16 protein-coding genes are annotated in these 15422 nt (G+C 70.8%); 7 read left to right on the top strand and 9 right to left on the bottom strand.

Annotated features, from left to right (window positions below):
- Window positions 1-56 precede the first annotated feature (56 nt).
- From AC2D80_RS13355 to AC2D80_RS13320, 8 genes are all read right to left on the bottom strand, one after another.
- Entirely contained in the window at window positions 57-2048 is a 1992-nt protein-coding gene (locus tag AC2D80_RS13355) for a hypothetical protein (RefSeq protein ID WP_484633510.1), read from the bottom strand.
- 32 nt (window positions 2049-2080) lie between these two features.
- Window positions 2081-3502: a hypothetical protein gene (locus AC2D80_RS13350; protein WP_484633509.1), complete on the bottom strand. Its 1422-nt coding sequence runs from the start codon at window positions 3500-3502 to the stop codon at window positions 2081-2083.
- Between the two features lie 9 nt (window positions 3503-3511).
- Complete coding sequence (locus AC2D80_RS13345) at window positions 3512-4051, bottom strand: hypothetical protein (protein WP_484633508.1); 540 nt, start codon at window positions 4049-4051, stop codon at window positions 3512-3514.
- A 394-nt stretch (window positions 4052-4445) separates the two neighbouring features.
- Window positions 4446-4637: a YgaP family membrane protein gene (locus AC2D80_RS13340; RefSeq protein WP_484633507.1), complete on the bottom strand. Its 192-nt coding sequence runs from the start codon at window positions 4635-4637 to the stop codon at window positions 4446-4448.
- A 142-nt stretch (window positions 4638-4779) separates the two neighbouring features.
- On the bottom strand, window positions 4780-5430 hold the full coding sequence (locus AC2D80_RS13335; RefSeq protein WP_484633506.1) for a Crp/Fnr family transcriptional regulator: 651 nt from the start codon (window positions 5428-5430) through the stop codon (window positions 4780-4782).
- A gap of 84 nt (window positions 5431-5514) precedes the next feature.
- Window positions 5515-5790: a YkgJ family cysteine cluster protein gene (locus AC2D80_RS13330; protein ID WP_484633505.1), complete on the bottom strand. Its 276-nt coding sequence runs from the start codon at window positions 5788-5790 to the stop codon at window positions 5515-5517.
- Window positions 5791-5826: 36 nt separating this feature from the next.
- Complete coding sequence (locus AC2D80_RS13325) at window positions 5827-6441, bottom strand: NADPH-dependent FMN reductase (RefSeq protein WP_484633504.1); 615 nt, start codon at window positions 6439-6441, stop codon at window positions 5827-5829.
- Between the two features lie 70 nt (window positions 6442-6511).
- A complete protein-coding gene (locus AC2D80_RS13320; RefSeq protein ID WP_484633503.1) occupies window positions 6512-6985 on the bottom strand; it encodes a hypothetical protein in 474 nt (157 codons plus the stop codon).
- A gap of 560 nt (window positions 6986-7545) precedes the next feature.
- On the opposite strand from AC2D80_RS13320, the gene mnmG reads away from it, so the two are divergent.
- Genes mnmG through AC2D80_RS13285 form a run of 7 tightly spaced genes read left to right on the top strand, consistent with a single transcriptional unit; the run spans window position 7546 to window position 13844 of the window.
- Entirely contained in the window at window positions 7546-9534 is a 1989-nt protein-coding gene (mnmG, locus tag AC2D80_RS13315; protein ID WP_484633502.1) for a tRNA uridine-5-carboxymethylaminomethyl(34) synthesis enzyme MnmG, read from the top strand.
- Between the two features lie 58 nt (window positions 9535-9592).
- Window positions 9593-10252, top strand: coding sequence for a 16S rRNA (guanine(527)-N(7))-methyltransferase RsmG (gene rsmG / locus AC2D80_RS13310; RefSeq protein ID WP_484633501.1), 660 nt, complete (start codon window positions 9593-9595; stop codon window positions 10250-10252).
- A 30-nt stretch (window positions 10253-10282) separates the two neighbouring features.
- Window positions 10283-10897 (top strand): LysE family translocator, encoded by a 615-nt coding sequence (locus AC2D80_RS13305; protein ID WP_484633500.1) that lies wholly within the window; start codon window positions 10283-10285, stop codon window positions 10895-10897.
- A 6-nt stretch (window positions 10898-10903) separates the two neighbouring features.
- Window positions 10904-11674, top strand: a complete 771-nt coding sequence (locus tag AC2D80_RS13300; RefSeq protein ID WP_484633499.1) for a ParA family protein — start codon at window positions 10904-10906, stop codon at window positions 11672-11674.
- Between the two features lie 19 nt (window positions 11675-11693).
- Window positions 11694-12242, top strand: coding sequence for an RBBP9/YdeN family alpha/beta hydrolase (locus AC2D80_RS13295; protein ID WP_484633590.1), 549 nt, complete (start codon window positions 11694-11696; stop codon window positions 12240-12242).
- The gene (locus AC2D80_RS13290) at window positions 12242-13162 is read left to right on the top strand and encodes a ParB/RepB/Spo0J family partition protein (protein WP_484633498.1); all 921 of its coding nucleotides are present in this window, start codon (window positions 12242-12244) and stop codon (window positions 13160-13162) included. Before AC2D80_RS13295 ends, AC2D80_RS13290 begins: the two co-directional genes overlap by 1 nt.
- Window positions 13163-13178: 16 nt before the next feature.
- On the top strand, window positions 13179-13844 hold the full coding sequence (locus tag AC2D80_RS13285) for a hypothetical protein (protein WP_484633497.1): 666 nt from the start codon (window positions 13179-13181) through the stop codon (window positions 13842-13844).
- Between the two features lie 30 nt (window positions 13845-13874).
- On the opposite strand, the gene AC2D80_RS13280 is transcribed toward AC2D80_RS13285, so the two are convergent.
- Window positions 13875-15299 (bottom strand): FAD-binding oxidoreductase, encoded by a 1425-nt coding sequence (locus tag AC2D80_RS13280; RefSeq protein ID WP_484633496.1) that lies wholly within the window; start codon window positions 15297-15299, stop codon window positions 13875-13877.
- Between the last annotated feature and the right edge of the window lie 123 nt (window positions 15300-15422).

Genomic DNA, 15422 nt, shown 5'->3' with positions numbered 1-15422 from the left:
CGGTGACTGTAGGCACGCGCCGCCCGCCCGGGGGTCGCGCCGACGACAGGGGCTGTTCAGGCCTCCATCACATGCAACACGGTGCAGGTGATGTAGGTGTCGTACCAGTTGCGCTCGTCCATCGGCGGGAACGGGCCGGTGCCGGCGCTGGGGGCGCTCGTGGCGCCGGGTCGGCGGCGCCACAGGTGCACGCTGATGTCAAACAGCGCGCCGCTGCGGCTTCCCCCGGTGACGTGCAAGGCCAGGGCTTCGTCGGGGCCCAGGAATACCTCCACGTCGTCTTCCGTCAGCACCGCAAAGGCGCCGCTGTGCCAGCACCGGTGATAGCGCGCTTCGACCCAGCTCCAGTCTGCGGCCTGGAGAAGACATCCGATCTTTCCACCTTGGACCCGTCCTCGCCTGAGGGTTTCGCGGCCGACCGCCACGGTCAGTGCTCGGTGGAATTGTTCTTGCAGGCGCGCGTCGGCCTGGGCCTTGTGGATGGCCTGCCGCAGCGCCTGGATGGCTTGTTCGGCTTGGCCGAACGTGCGACGCGCGGCGGTCTCCCGCTTGGGCGGCTTTTTGGCCAGGCCATCCAGCGGGTCAAGCAGCTGGTTGGCTCGCTGGATGGCGTCGCCGCTCGTTCCCAGCAGCTTCGCGCGCATGATCAGGTCATTGATGTCGTCGCGGTAGAAGCTTGCCGCGTCGGACACGGCGTTTTGCATCAGCAAGTCGACGCTGTCATCGGTCCACTCTGCTTTGCTCTGCGGCGGTTGCGGTTTGCTGGCCGGTGTGGGTTTGGTGCCGGGTGTCGGGTTGCGCGGGGTGCTTGATGCGGCCGCGGAAGCCTGGCGCGGTCGGGTGCGGGCTTGCAGTTTGGCGCGGGCCTTGGGGCGGTCGATGGGGGGCGGTTCGTCCGGCGTGGCGAGTGGACCTTCAGCGAGGTCAATGACTTGGCGCTGGAGCAAGGCGCGGTTCGCATCCTTCGGTGATATCGCCGGGGCGATGTCGGGCAGCGTTGATGGAGCCTTGCTGCGGGGCGGATTTCCGCCGGTCGGTGGTGTGGAGGTCGGCCCGGAGTGTTCACGCAGCCATTCGGCCAGTCGAGCCGCAGCGCCTTGGTCGGCTTGTTTATCCATCAATCTCAGCGTGGCCTTGCTGCGAGCGCCCACTAGGCCCAGGTCCAGATCCTGCGCCAGGGCGGCCAACAGATCGTTGTGCATGCACGTGAGCAGGCGTAACCGTTCGCTTTCTATCCATGCCAGCGCGTAGTTGACGATAGCGGTCTCGAACTCGGGCGAGATTTTGTCCGGCGCCGCCTGTTCGCCCCTGATCTTGAATCCCTTCGTAAGCGCTTGGCTGCGCAGGGCGATGCTGACCTCGGTCCTGGTGGTCAGCACATTGCTGAGCAAGGGATAGGACGTCCGGTGTTCTTCCTCGACGTACTCTTTGATCAAGAAGCCGATGTCCCTGCGCTGATCGGGCGGTGCGAGCAGGAGGTGCATCGCCACGGCGTGAATCATCTCTGGCCCTCCGTTCGCCATGTCGGCGATGCCCTCCGCGAAGGCGAGCACCTCTTCTTCGTGATCCGAGATGAAGCCGTCTTGTCGCCGCGTCCTGAGATCCGTGTATCGCACGGCCACGCTGGTGGACCGCAGGAAGTCGGCCAGCACCCAGCGTGGCGTCAGCACCGCCATGCGTTGAATGGCGGCGACCGTCGGCTCCCATGTCGGGTGCCAGCTCTCCGACGGACCCAGGACGCTCACCAGCTCTTGGTTGATCGAATCTTCCCGCAGCTTGCGCTCGCCCGGGGGCAAGAGATGATGTCGCAGCATCAGGCGCAGGCCATAGTCCAGCAGGATGGGGGCTTCCGGCAACCACGGCACCGCGGCCATGAGTGCTTGCTCCACGCGAGGCAAGTCGTCTGGCGGGATCGTCGTTGTGCGGAGCAGGGCGGTGGCGGCTTCAGGCCCCATCGTCGACGCGGATGGAGCGCCCATGCAGTCCAGCTTCCACCAATCGAGGACGGGCCCCTGACTGGGGTTGGCTTGCGTGATCCAGGCATACATGGTCTTTTCCTTTCGGTGTGGCCGGTGGCGGCTCAGGTGCTGCTCGGGATGTGCAGGACCGCGCAGGTGATGTAGGTGTCGTACCACTGCGCCTCGTCCATGGGCGGGTAGTCCCCGGCTTCGAGGCTGGGCGCGCCGGTGCAGCCCTCCTGGCGGTACCAGAGGTGCACCGAGATGTCGAAGGCGTAGCCGCTGAGGCTGCTGGCGGTGACGTACAGGGCCAGCGCGCAGTCCTCGGGCAGGGTGGTGGTGACGCCGTCTTCGGTCTCGTACCGGGTGACGTGGCTGAGCCAGCGGCGGTGGTAGCGGGCTTGCACCCAGGCCCAGTCGGCGGGCGTCAAGCGCTGCTGGATGACGCCGCCGCGTTCCTTCCCATGGACAAGGACTTCTTTCGACAAGGCCAGGGTCAGGCAGTGGTCGAACCGCGCCTGCAACCTGGCCTCCGCTTGGGCGTGCGCCAATGCCGCGCGCAGCGCGGCGATGGCTTCCTCCGCCTGGGCCAGGGCATCGCGGACGGCCACCTCGTCCCAGGTGGTTGCGTGGATCACCGTGGTCATCCGCTCGGACGCCTTGAGGCACGCCGTCACCCTGTCCGCCGGCGGATTGAAGCGGGTCGTCATGTCCAGCAGGTCCTTGATTTCTGCCACCTGGAACTCGACCGCCCTTTCGAAAGACTGGCGCAACACGCGGCTGGCTTCTTTTTCCGTCCACTTGGGCTTGGCCTTGGCCTGGCGGGTGGATCGGCGGGCGCTACCCGCCTCATTGGTGCGTTTCTGCAGCGCTGCCGTCGCGGTTTTGGGGTCGACGGCCGTGATGCCGGTGCTGCGTCGACGGGCCACCGGGCCGCGGCACGCTTCCAGCGTGCGTTTGGTGCGCCACGTGCGGGCGGTGTTTGGGTCGGGTTGCCGGGCGGGCGCTTCCAGGGTCAGGGTGATGGGCCGCTCCCTGGGCGAGGGCGGTATCGCGGTGGAGCTGCTTTCCGGCTCTTGGTCGATGGACAGCGCGGTCTGCTGGACTTGTAAGTCGGTCAGGTTTTGAAGGCTCTCTCGCCCCAGTGTCCCGAGGTCCACGCCGTTGCGAAGCGCCTGCGTTGTGATGGCTTGGGCGTGCTGTTCGGCCGCCGACTGGCGGGCCAGCATGCGCGCGAGGCTGACCGTCGCGAAAGTCGTTTTGAGCCAATCGCCCGGGTCGGCATCGGCCGCCATCTGGATCTGGTCGTCCAGCATGCGCAGGGCTTCCCAGAAGGCGTCGAACAGCGCGGCCGTGGGCGCAGCATTGGATTGGAGGTCGGCTTCGCGCAGGTACTGCAGGATGTATTTGCGCGCCTCGGCCTTGTTGCTGATCCGCTCCAAGCACTCGACACGCTCACGGCGTTGGTGCAGAGGCGCGTGGTTGTAGAAAAACTTCAGGGAGTCAAAGCCGTCTGGGTGGCCCAGTTTGTTGGCGACATTCATCAGTCGCCCTCAATCGGCCGCTTCCGCGGGGGTGAGCGTGGACGGTTTCGCGTCGAAGCGCGCTTGATGCCAATGGGCCGCTTTCTTGGCGCAGACGGTGCGCACCTGGTTGTCCAGCAGCGCGTCGGGCACGAGGATGGCGGTCGCGATCACTCCATTGAGCGCTGTCTGCTGGCTGGGCGTCCAGCCTGTCCGGGGGCCAAACCAGTGCTCCACCACGCCGGCGATGCGGTTTTCCCGCTGGTTGCGTTCCGCCTGTGGCATCAGGTGGTGTTGCAGGGCGACCCGCAGGGCGAAGTCGACCTGGGCGTCGGTGAAGCCGACGATCCAGCGGGCCAGTTCAACCAGCGCCGCGCGGATGCGATTCCGCTCGGGCGGCGTGATCGGGGGTTGGTGGGCACTGATGTGCGCCTGGAGGATCTCGTCGATGGCTTTCTCGTAGGCCGGGACGGGGTGGGCGAGCGGTGTGTCCTCCGGCAGCAGGCTCATCCACGCGAGGGACATGTTGGGATACTGGAGGTTTGGGTCGGTGATCAAGAGGCCATACATGTCGAGCTCCTTCTGGGTGGGCAGCCCGGCGGGCGGCTGACTTCAGTCTGGTCGGCGCGCGGCGGCGCAGACTCACGCAGCCTTGATGCGGATGCCTAGCCGTGACACCGGAGGCGACGGCGTTTCGCGCTGTGATGGGGCGCGCGGCGGTTGCGATTGGTGCGCCGGGCGGTGGGCGCACCGGGGGGGTGCGCCGTCCTCGCGCGTTGAGGGTTTGGCCGAGGCCGGGAGTCCGTGACGCGGGCCCGCGCCGGGCGGGTGTTCGGCAGCCCGCGGTGTGAGGGATGGGACGTATTGGATGGGAGGTGTCGGGTCAGCGCGGCACGGCGGGCGCTGGCCCTTGGGTGTCACCCCGGCGGCGGCGCTCCCTGCCGCCGCCGGGGCCTTCGGCCGCTCAGGCCTTGGTCTTGCAGGTGTTGAAGCCGAGCAGGGCGTAGGGCGGGCACCAGCCCATCAGCCCGGTGGCCAGGGGCACGACGCCCAGCCAGCCCCAGACGCCGACGGTGCCGGTGGCGGCGGCGGCGATCAGGGCGAGGCCGGCGGTGATGCGAAGGGCGCGGTCGATGCCGCCAACGTTGCGTGTCATGGTGAGACTCCTCCAGGGTTGCGGGATGCCGGGCCTTGGGGCCCGGTGCCGGCATTGCACCGCGGCGGCGGGCGACGGTCTGTGACCGTGGTCACACAGGGTCGTCACCCAGGGTCGTCACACGGGGCGGCCACCGGCGGCGTCAGCCGCCCGCCGCCAGTGCGCGCAGGGCCGCGGCGTCCTTGAGCTCGATCCGCTCGCGGGACAGCGCGACCCAGCCCTCGCGCTCGAAGCGGTGCAGCAGCCGCGTGACGATCTCGCGCACGGTGCCCAGTTCGTCGGCCAGGGCCTGGTGGGTGGCCTGCACGGCCGGTCCGTGGCCGAGCAGGGCGGCGGCGAGGCGGCTGTCCAGGCGCTGGAACGCGATCGCTTCAATCAGGCCGGTGAGGTCGGCCAGGCGGGTGGCGTACAGACCGAGCACGTAGTCGCGAAACCCCGCGTCCGCCAGCGCCTCGCGGAACGCGCCGGGCGGCAGCAGCGCCAGCGTGGTCGGCCCGACCGCCACGCCCCGCGCACCCAGCGGCTGGCCGGCGAACAGCGCGGCCGAGGACACCAGGCACAACTCCCCCGGCACCACGCGGTACAGCTCCAGCTCGCGGCCGTTGGGGGCCGCCCGGCTGACGCGCACCTCCCCGTCGAGCACCAGCGGGAATCCCTGACAGGGGTCGCCGTCGCGGAACAGCACCGTGCCGGCCGGCACGGTGAGCACCGGCTGGTCGCGCAGCCGTGCCGGCAGCCCGCTCACGCAGGGATAGCGATCAAGCAGGGCGGTCGGGGGCGGGGCAGCGCTCATGCCGGCCATTCTAGGCAGGGCGGGTCCTCTCCACGCCATGAACACACTATGTAAGCGCCCGCTTTCGTTACGGGTCCTGAACGATCAGGGTTGGGTGGCGGCCTCCAGCCGGGTGAGAAAGGCCATGGCATGGGCGCGGTCGGGGCCGCACATCTCGGGGCCGGGGGCGAGCGAAGCGCACACCGCGGGCCGCTCCGGCCGGCCGAACAGCCGGCAGCGCTGGTGGTCGTCGAGGTGGGGGCAGGGCATGCCGGCGGGCTTGCCGTCGGGCAAACCGGGCAGCGGGCTGCTGATGCTGGGCGCGGTGCAGCAGGCGCCGCAGCCGGGTCGGCAGGCCGGGGCCGCGGGGGCGGGGATCATGCGGCCTGGCTGGTGGGGCTGGTGGTGGGGCGCCGCTCAGGCGCCCGGGCGCAGCCGCGCCGCCGCCCACAGAACCTGCTCCACCACGCCGGCCACCGCCTGCTGCGCGGTGTCGCTGGCCAGCGCGCCGTCGGCGGTGAAGGCCTCGCCGGCCTTGGCCAGGGCGTGGCGCTTGGGCGCCACCCAGCATTGCAGCTGCGACAGCAGCGGCGCCAGGTGCTCCAGGCCGCGCACGCCCCCCAGCGCCCCGGGGGAGGCGCTCAGCAGGCCCACGACCTTGCCGGCGAAGGGCTTGGTGCCGCTGGACCAGTCGGGGTCGCCCTTGATGGGGCTGGAGACCCAGTCGATGGTGTTCTTCATCAGCCCGGTGTAGCTGCCGTTGTATTCGGGCGAGCAGACGATCCACGCGGGGTGGGCGTGGAAGATTTCTTTCAGGCGCCGGGCGGCGGCGGGCGTGCCGCGGGCTTCGAGGTCGGCGTTGTACAGCGGCAGCTCATGCTCGGCCAGATCGAGCAGCGTGACGCTGGCGCCGGCGGCGCGGCCGATGTCGGCGGCCACGCGGGCCAGCCGGCGGTTGAAGGATTGGGCGCGGGTGCTGCCGGCGAACACGAGCAGCGGGGGCAGGGCGGGGGTGGGGCTGGGCGATGACATGCCCACCATTGTGCCGGCGCCCGCCGGGCCGTTCGGCGGGGTCGGGGCAAGACCCCGGGGCGGTCCGGCGTCAGAACACCGAGCTCACGAAGGGCGGCGGCGCGGGTGCGGCGGGTGGCGGCGCCGGCGGGCAGCCGCGCGTGCTGAGCCCGGCGGCGATCTGCCACTGGCCGCGGGTGAGGTCGCGCCCGAGCACCACGCTGCCGCGGCGCCCGTTCACGCCCAGACCCACGTCCACGCCCGGCCCGTCGCCCTGCGGGCTGCCACGCTGGAAGGTCAGGCCGACGGCGGCCACCGGCCGGTCGGGCCGGTTGCTGGAGAGCAGTTTGATGGTCACGCCAGTGCCGCCGCCGAAGTTGTGGCTCACACCGATCATGAGCGCGGCGCCGGCGTGGGCCTTGAGTGTGGCGAGCGCGCCGAGCAGGGCCAGCCAGGCGCGCCGCCAGCCGCGGGTCGGTGGGCGCGGCGCGGCGGGAGCGTGGGGCAGGGGGGCGCCTGACCTGGGGCGGGCCGACGCGGGGTGGGTGGGGGGCGTTCGACGCATGGGTGGCTCCGTGGGCTGGGGTGGGGCCATCGTCGGCCGGCGGGGCCGGCGTGCCCATCGCGGCGCGGCGCTAGCGGCGCCGGCCTGCGGGTCGCGCCGCAGGGCCGAGACCCCGGCCCGACGCCCACGCTCAGAGGGCGAACACCCGCCGGATCGCGGCCCAGAGGCGGCGCCAGCCGCGAGCGGGGTGGGGCGGCGGGTGGGGTGTCGGGTGGGCGGTGGCCGGGGGCCCGGCAGGGGCCGCGGGGTGGGGTGCGGGGGTGGGGGCCCCCGGGTGGGGCGGCGTCGCCGGGGCGGCGTGGCCGGCGGGGGGCTGATCGCGGGTCGGGTGGGGATGGCTGGGGTGGGGGTGATGGGGGTGTGACATGGCGGGTCCGGGGCCGGCGGTGCGGCGGTCTCTGTGGGAGGAGCCGTGATCGTCGCCACACCGTCGGCCCCTGCCCATCGCCGCGGCGGGCTAGCGGGCCGGCCCTCGGGTTCACAGGCTGGGGTCTTCGGTGGGAGAATCGCGGGTTGCCCGCCGCGGCCCGCCCGCCGGGCCCATCCAGGACCTTCCCACCATGCTGTACCCGCAGGAATTTGACGTCATCGTCGTCGGCGGCGGTCACGCCGGCACCGAGGCCGCGCTGGCCGCGGCGCGCATGGGCTGCGCCACGCTGCTGCTCACCCACAACATCGAGACGCTGGGCCAGATGAGCTGCAACCCCAGCATCGGCGGCATCGGCAAGGGCCACCTGGTCAAGGAGGTCGACGCCCTCGGCGGCGCGATGGCGCTGGCCACCGACGAGGCGGGCATCCAGTTCCGCATCCTCAATGGCAGCAAGGGCCCGGCCGTGCGTGCGACGCGGGCGCAGGCCGACCGCGTCCTGTACAAGGCCGCCATCCGCCGGATGCTGGAGAACCAGCCCAACCTGTGGCTGTTCCAGCAGGCGGTGGACGACCTGATGGTCGAAGGGGACCGGGTGGTTGGCGCGGTGACGCAGGTCGGCATCCGCTTCCGCGGCCGCACCGTGGTGCTCACCGCCGGCACCTTCCTCGACGGGAAGATCCACGTCGGCCTGAACAACTACGCCGCCGGCCGCGCCGGCGACCCGCCCGCCGTGTCCCTGTCCGCGCGGCTCAAGGAATTGCAGCTGCCGCAGGGCCGCCTGAAAACCGGCACGCCGCCGCGCATCGACGGCCGCAGCATCGATTGGTCGCGCTGCGAGGAGCAGCCCGGCGACCTGGACCCGGTGCCGGTGTTCAGCTTCATGGCGCATGCGTATGGAGGGGCGGCCATGCACCCGCGGCAGGTGCCGTGCTGGATCACCCGCACCAACGCCCGCACCCACGAGATCATCCGCAGCGGCTTCGACCGCAGCCCGATGTTCACCGGCAAGATCGAGGGCGTTGGCCCGCGCTATTGCCCCAGCGTGGAAGACAAGATCAACCGCTTCGCCGACAAGGACAGCCACCAGGTGTTCCTGGAGCCCGAGGGCCTGACCACGCACGAGGTCTACCCCAACGGCATCTCCACCAGCCTGCCGTTTGACATCCAGCTCGCGCTGGTGCGCAGCCTCCCGGGCCTGGAGAACGCGCACATCCTGCGGCCGGGCTACGCCATCGAGTACGACTACTTCGACCCGCGCTCGCTCAAGCGCAGTTTCGAGACCCGGCAGATCGCCGGCCTGTTTTTCGCCGGCCAGATCAACGGCACCACCGGCTACGAGGAGGCCGCGGCGCAGGGCCTGTTTGCCGGGCTCAACGCCGCGCTGCACTGCCGGGGCGAGGCGCCGTGGGTGCCGACGCGCGACCAGGCCTACCTGGGCGTGCTGGTCGACGACCTCGTGACGCAGGGCGTGACCGAGCCGTACCGCATGTTCACCAGCCGCGCTGAGTTCCGCCTGCAGCTGCGCGAGGACAACGCCGACCTGCGCCTGACCGAAACCGGCCGCCGGCTGGGCCTGGTGGACGACGCGCGCTGGGACGCGTTCTGCCGCAAACGCGATGCGGTTTCACGTGAAACTGAGCGCCTCAAAAGCACCTGGGTCAATCCGCGCAACCTGCCGCCGGCCGAGGCCGAGCGCGTGCTGGGCAAGGCCATCGAGCACGAGCACAACCTGTTCGACCTGTTGCGCCGCCCCGGCGTGAGCTACGAGGCGCTGATGGGCATGAACGGCGGCGCCTACGCCACCGACGCGGTTTCACGTGAAACACTCGGCGAGCTGGCCGGCCCGGTGCTCGAGCAGGTGGAGATCGCCGCCAAGTACAGCGGCTACATCGACCGGCAAAAAGCCGAAGTCGAGCGCGCTGCCCACCACGAGCACCTGCCGCTGCCGCCCCACATCGACTATCTGCAGGTCACCGCCCTGTCGATCGAAGCCCGCCAGAAGCTCGCCCGCCACCGCCCCGAAACCCTGGGACAGGCCTCGCGCATCGCCGGCATCACGCCGGCGAGCATCTCGCTCCTGCTGATCCACCTGAAGAAGGGCGGCTTCAAAGGCTTCGCGACCCTGCCTGCCGAGGCCGCCGCCGAGACACCCGCCCGCGCGGACGCCGACGCGGCCTGACCGACCGACCACCTGATCGATCCCCCACGGTGGCCCCGCCACCGGGCGAAGGAACCCCATGAGCGATTTCCTGCGCAACACCCTGCGCGACGGCCTGCGGGTCATGGAGCTGGACCTGGATGAGGCCCAGATCGATCTGTTGCTGGGCTACCTGGAGCTGCTCCAGCAGTGGAACAAGGTCTACAACCTCACGGCGGTGCGCGACGTGGACGAGATGCTCACGCACCACCTGCTCGACAGCCTGGCCGTGATCGGGCCGCTGCAGCGCGAGACCGACCACCGCCGCCTGCGCCTGCTCGACGTGGGCTCCGGCGGCGGGCTGCCCGGCGTGGTGATCGCCATCGCCTGCCCGCAGATCGAGGTGACTTGCGTCGACACGGTGGCGAAGAAGTCGGCCTTCATTGCGCAGGTGGCCGCGCGCCTGGGCCTGGTGAACCTGAAGTCCCTGCATGCCCGGGTGGAGACGCTCAGCCGCGCAGGCGGGCAGGGGTTTGATGTCATCGCCTCGCGGGCCTTTGCCTCGCTGCCCGATTTCGTGACGTGGTCGGCCGGCGCGCTCAACCCCGCGGGCGTGTGGATGGCCATGAAGGGCAAGCGCCCGCTCGACGAAATCGCCGCGTTGCCGCCGGGCGTGGAGGTGTTTCACGTGGAACCGATCGCCGTGCCCGGGCTGGACGCCGACCGTTGCATCGTCTGGCTGCGCGAGCGCCTCACGTAAACTCGGCCCCTCACCAACCCCGGGGGCTCCATGTTCGGCATCGCGGATTACGGCGCGTTCGTCGCCGCCATCGTCCTGTTCCTGGCCATTCCGGGGCCGGGCAACCTCGCGCTCATCACGTCCACCGGCAAGGGCGGCATCCGCGGCGGGCTGGCCGCCACCTTCGGCGTCATCGCGGGTGACCAGGTGCTGATGTGGGCGGCGGTGGCCGGCGTGGCCGCGCTGCTGGCCGCCAGCCCGGCGCTGTTTGGCGCGGTGCAGTGGATCGGCGCGGCCTATCTGGCGTGGCTGGGCTGGAAGATGCTCACCGCCAAACCCGGCGACGCCCCGGTGCTCAACATCCGCCCACGCCAGTACTTTCAGCAGGCCGCGGCCATCACCCTGCTCAACCCCAAGGCGATCGTGTTCTACATGGCCTTCTTCCCGCTGTTCGTGGACCCGGCCCGCCACCAGGGCCTGCTCACCTTTGGCGCCATGGCCGCCACCATCGCCGCGCTCACCTTCCTCTATGGCCTCGGCCTGACCCTGCTCGTCCACCATCTGGCCGAGCGCCTGCGCGCCAACCCCCGCATCGGCCGCGCGCTGGAAAAGCTGGCGGGTGTGTTCCTCATCGGCTTCGGCGTGAAGCTGGCCCTCTCCAAATAAGACCCCATGGCGAAGATTTTTTGTGTGGCCAACCAGAAGGGCGGCGTCGGCAAGACCACGACCACGGTCAACCTCGCCGCGGGGCTGGCCAAGGTCGGGCAGCGCGTGCTGATGGTCGATCTCGATCCGCAGGGCAACGCCACCATGGGCTCGGGCGTGGACAAGCGCGCCATGAACCTCTCGGTGTACGACGTGCTGCTGGAGTCGGCGACGGTGGACGAGGCGGCCGTGTTCTCCGAGAAGTGCGGCTACCACGTGCTCGGCGCCAACCGCGAGCTCGCCGGCGCCGAGGTCGAGCTGGTCGAACTGGAGCGCCGCGAGCGCCGGCTCAAGCAGGCGCTGGCCGCGGTGGACGAGCGCTTCGACTTTGTCCTGATCGACTGCCCGCCGTCCCTGAGCATGCTCACGCTCAACGGCCTGTGTTCGGCGCACGGCGTGATCGTGCCGATGCAGTGCGAGTACTTCGCGCTGGAGGGACTGACCGATCTCGTCAACACCATCAAGCAGGTCCACGCCAACCTCAACAAGGACCTGCAGATCATCGGCCTGCTGCGCGTGATGTACGACCCGCGCATCACGCTGCAGCAGCAGGTCAGCGACCAGCTCAAGGCGCATTTCGGCGACAAGGTGTTCGACACGGTCATCCCGCGCAACGTGCGGCTGGCCGAGGCGCCCAGCTACGGATTGCCCGGCGTGGTGTTCGACCCGTCGGCCCGTGGCAGCCAGGCCTTTGTGGCCTTCGCCCAGGAAATGGTGCTGCGCATCCAGCGCATGTGAGGACCGGCGCGTGTTTCACGTGAAACCCCACAACGTGCTGATCCTCCCGGGTTGGCAAAACAGCGGCCCGACCCACTGGCAAAGCCGCTGGGAAGCGCTGCACGGCTACCGCCGCGTGGACCAGCACGACTGGATGACGCCGCGCCGCGGCGACTGGATGGCGCGGCTTGACGAGGTGGTCGGCGACGCCGACGGCCCGGTCGCGCTCGTGGCCCACAGCCTGGGCTGCATCCTCACCGCCGCGTGGGCGGCCCACTCGCGCCACACCGCCCGCGTGGCGGGCGCGCTGCTGGTGGCCCCCGGCGACCCGGCGCCCGAGCCCATCTGCCACCAGCTGCCCGGCTGGGCGCCGGTGGTGCGCCAGCGCCTGCCGTTCCCGGCCGTACTCGTGGGCAGCCGCAACGACCCGTACTGCACCGCCGAGCGCGCCCAGGGCTTTGCCGCCGACTGGGGCGCGCGCTACATCGACCTCGGCGACGCCGGCCACATCAACGCCGACACCGGCCTGGGCGACTGGCCCGAGGGCCACGCCTGGCTCGCCGACCTTCTTCAGAAAGACACCCCCTGATGGTTTCCAAAAAACCCAAAGGCCTGGGCCGCGGCCTGGAAGCGCTGCTCGGCCCCAAGGTCGACGACCGGCCCGCCGAGGCCGCCCCGGCGGGCGCGCCGTCGGTGCTGCCGCTGGACGCGCTGGTGCCCGGCCAGTACCAGCCGCGCACCCGCATGGACGAAGGCGCGCTGTACGAGCTGGCCGAGAGCATCCGCGCCCAGGGCGTGATGCAGCCGATCCTGGTGCGCCGCCTGAGCGCCGGCCCGAACGCCGGCCAGTACGAAATCATCGCCGGCGAGCGCCGCAGCCGCGCCTCGCGCCTGGCCGGACTGACGGAGGTGCCGGTGCTGGTGCGCGACGTGCCGGACGAGGCCGCCGCGGCCATGGCGCTGATCGAAAACATCCAGCGCGAAGACCTCAACCCGCTCGAAGAAGCGCAGGGTTTGCAACGCCTTATCAAAGAGTTTGGGCTCACTCACGAGCAGGCCGCCCAGGCCGTGGGCCGCTCCCGCAGCGCCGCGAGCAACCTGCTGCGCCTGCTCCAGCTGGCCGAGCCGGTGCAGACCATGCTCATGGCTGGCGACATCGACATGGGCCACGCCCGCGCCGTGCTGGCGCTGGACAAGGCCGCCCAGATCACCGCCGCCCACCAGATCGCCACGAAGAAACTCTCCGTGCGCGAGGCCGAGAGCCTGGTGAAAAAGCTCGGCGCCGAGTTCAACCTCGTGCCGCAGCAGCCCAAGAAGGAAAAGTCGCGCGACATCCGCCGGGTTGAGGAGGAGCTGGCCGACCTGCTCACCGCCGCGGTCGAGGTGCGCGTGAAGAAGCGCGTGAAGCGCCACGGCCGCGTGGAGGAAATGGGCGAGCTGGCGATCCAGTTCGGCTCGCTGGATGAACTCAACGGCCTGATCGACGCGCTGCGCGCCACGCGCGGCTGAGCCCGGACGCCGCCGCATGAACCGCACGTCGCCTTCGCCGGACAGCCCGCCGCGCATCGCGCTGGGCACGGGCTGGCCCGGGTTGCCCGACGGGCCCCGGCCGGTGGTCGTCGCGCTGGACCCACGACCCACCGGCCCGGCGCTGGACGACTGCATCGACGACCTGCGCCGGCTGATCGACGACGTGGCCCTGACCCGGCGTTTCGCCGGGCAGCTGATGATCGCGTTCGAAGGCATCGAGCGCGACCCGCGCCAGGTGCACGTGATCCCGGCCTGCCGCGACTGGCTGCAGGCGCTGCACCGCCGCTGGCCGTACTGGCTGCATTTCCTCGCGCCGGTGCCCGATCAATGGGCGATGTGGCTGCTCGCCGTGCTGCCGCCACAAACCCCGGTCACGCTGCCCAACGGCCGCCGCGGCCGGCGCATCGACCGCGTAGCGCTCGACGAACTGCTGCTGATCCTCATCAGCGCGATGCAGGAGCTGCACCACCACCACCAGATCCCGCCCGAGGAACGCCAGCGCATCACCGATGCCGCCTTCGACGCCATCGAACGCGCCACCGGCGTGCGCCCCACGCTGCCGCCCCCGCGGCGCCGCCGTTCCCCGACCGCGCCCGGCCTGGACCCGGACGAGCCGGACACCGGCGGCGCGCTGGGCGATCCGCCGCCGTCGCGCGTCTGACCGCGCGGGGGCCGCGCCGCAGCGCGGCGCTCAGTCCGCGAAGATCTTGCCGGGGTTGAGGATGTCGTGCGGATCGAGTGCGCGCTTGAGCGTGCGCATCACCGCCACCGCGCCGTCGCCGGCCTCGTCGCGCAGGAAGCCCATCTTGTGCAGGCCCACGCCGTGTTCGCCGGTGCAGGTGCCGCCCAGGCGCAGCGCGCGCTGCACCAGCGTCACGTTCAGCGCCTCGGCGGTGGCGCGCTCGGTGGCGTTGTCCGGGTCGATCAGGTAGCCGAAGTGGAAGTTGCCGTCACCCACGTGGCCGACCAGAAAGTAGGGCAGGCCGGAGGCGTCGGCCTCGGCCACCGAGTCGAGCAGGCAGTCGGCGAGCTTGCTGATCGGCACGCAGGTGTCGGTGCTGATGGCGCGGCAGCCGGGCTTGCTCTGGATGGCGGCGAAGTAGGCGTTGTGCCGCGCGGTCCACAGCCGCGTGCGGTCTTCGGGCGTGGTGGCCCACTCGAAGGCCTGGCCGCCGAACTCGTCGGCGATGGCCTGCACCGTCTCCGCCTGCTCCTTCACGCCCGCCGGCGAGCCGTGGAATTCCATGAGCAGCATCGGTTCCTCGCGCAGGCCGAGCTTGCTGTGGGCGTTGACCATGCGCACCGTGCCGGCGTCGATGAGCTCGCAGCGCGCGATCGGCACGCCGAGCTGGATGGTCTGGATCACCGTGCGCACGGCCGCCTCGATGCTGGGGAAGCTGCAGGTGGCCGCCGAGATCGCCTCCGGCAGCGGGTAGAGCTTGAGTGTGATTTCGGTGATCACGCCCAGCGTGCCCTCGCTGCCCACCATCAGGCGCGTGAGGTCGTAGCCGGCGCTGCTTTTCTTCGCGCGCGTGCCGGTGCGGATGACTTCGCCGCTGGCGGTGACGACTTCCAGCGCCAGCACGTTCTCCCGCATGGTGCCGTAGCGCACGGCGTTGGTGCCGCTGGCGCGGGTGGCGGTCATGCCGCCGAGCGAGGCGTCGGCCCCGGGGTCGATGGGGAAGAACAGGCCGTCGTGGCGCACGGCCTCGTTGAGCGCCTTGCGCGTCACGCCCGGCTGCACCGTGACGGTGAGGTCCTCCGGGTGGATCGCCAGCACGCGGTTCATGCGGCTCACGTCCAGGCTGATGCCGCCGCGCACGGCCAGCAGGTGGCCCTCCAGCGACGAGCCCACGCCGAACGGAATGACCGGCACGTGGTGCTGCGCGCACAGCGCCACCGCGTCGGCCACGTCCTGCGTGGACTCGGCGAACACCACCGCCGCGGGCGGCGGCACGGTGAACACCGACTCGTCGCGCCCGTGCTGTTCGCGCACCGCCAGCGCCGTGGAACACCGGGCGCCGAAGCGCGCCTGCAGCGCGGCCAGAAAGGCCTCGGGCACCTCGCGCGGCGCCACGGTGGGGAGCAGGTGGGCGATGTCGGTGGGGGCGTTCATGGGCGGTCTCCGGGGCCTTCGGTCGGGCAGGGCAGGGGGTCAATGAGTGTACGGCGAGCCCCCGCCTGAAAGAAACCGCGCGCGACCACGACCCACCCCAATCGCCCACAATCGAACCCCCGC

Source organism: Hydrogenophaga sp. T66 (genome assembly GCF_057219855.1).
Note: the sequence above shows the minus strand (reverse complement) of the source record. Positions and strands in the feature narration are given on the sequence as shown.

What these genes read in the sequence shown, in the direction of transcription:
- AC2D80_RS13355 (WP_484633510.1), bottom strand. Translation starts at nt 2,048, where the DNA reads ATGTATGCCTGGATCACGCAAGCCAACCCCAGTCAGGGGCCCGTCCTC.
- AC2D80_RS13350 (WP_484633509.1), bottom strand. Translation starts at nt 3,502, where the DNA reads ATGAATGTCGCCAACAAACTGGGCCACCCAGACGGCTTTGACTCCCTG.
- AC2D80_RS13345 (WP_484633508.1), bottom strand. Translation starts at nt 4,051, where the DNA reads ATGTATGGCCTCTTGATCACCGACCCAAACCTCCAGTATCCCAACATG.
- AC2D80_RS13340 (WP_484633507.1), bottom strand. Translation starts at nt 4,637, where the DNA reads ATGACACGCAACGTTGGCGGCATCGACCGCGCCCTTCGCATCACCGCC.
- AC2D80_RS13335 (WP_484633506.1), bottom strand. Translation starts at nt 5,430, where the DNA reads ATGAGCGCTGCCCCGCCCCCGACCGCCCTGCTTGATCGCTATCCCTGC.
- AC2D80_RS13330 (WP_484633505.1), bottom strand. Translation starts at nt 5,790, where the DNA reads ATGATCCCCGCCCCCGCGGCCCCGGCCTGCCGACCCGGCTGCGGCGCC.
- AC2D80_RS13325 (WP_484633504.1), bottom strand. Translation starts at nt 6,441, where the DNA reads ATGTCATCGCCCAGCCCCACCCCCGCCCTGCCCCCGCTGCTCGTGTTC.
- AC2D80_RS13320 (WP_484633503.1), bottom strand. Translation starts at nt 6,985, where the DNA reads ATGCGTCGAACGCCCCCCACCCACCCCGCGTCGGCCCGCCCCAGGTCA.
- mnmG (WP_484633502.1), top strand. Translation starts at nt 7,546, where the DNA reads ATGCTGTACCCGCAGGAATTTGACGTCATCGTCGTCGGCGGCGGTCAC.
- rsmG (WP_484633501.1), top strand. Translation starts at nt 9,593, where the DNA reads ATGAGCGATTTCCTGCGCAACACCCTGCGCGACGGCCTGCGGGTCATG.
- AC2D80_RS13305 (WP_484633500.1), top strand. Translation starts at nt 10,283, where the DNA reads ATGTTCGGCATCGCGGATTACGGCGCGTTCGTCGCCGCCATCGTCCTG.
- AC2D80_RS13300 (WP_484633499.1), top strand. Translation starts at nt 10,904, where the DNA reads ATGGCGAAGATTTTTTGTGTGGCCAACCAGAAGGGCGGCGTCGGCAAG.
- AC2D80_RS13290 (WP_484633498.1), top strand. Translation starts at nt 12,242, where the DNA reads ATGGTTTCCAAAAAACCCAAAGGCCTGGGCCGCGGCCTGGAAGCGCTG.
- AC2D80_RS13285 (WP_484633497.1), top strand. Translation starts at nt 13,179, where the DNA reads ATGAACCGCACGTCGCCTTCGCCGGACAGCCCGCCGCGCATCGCGCTG.
- AC2D80_RS13280 (WP_484633496.1), bottom strand. Translation starts at nt 15,299, where the DNA reads ATGAACGCCCCCACCGACATCGCCCACCTGCTCCCCACCGTGGCGCCG.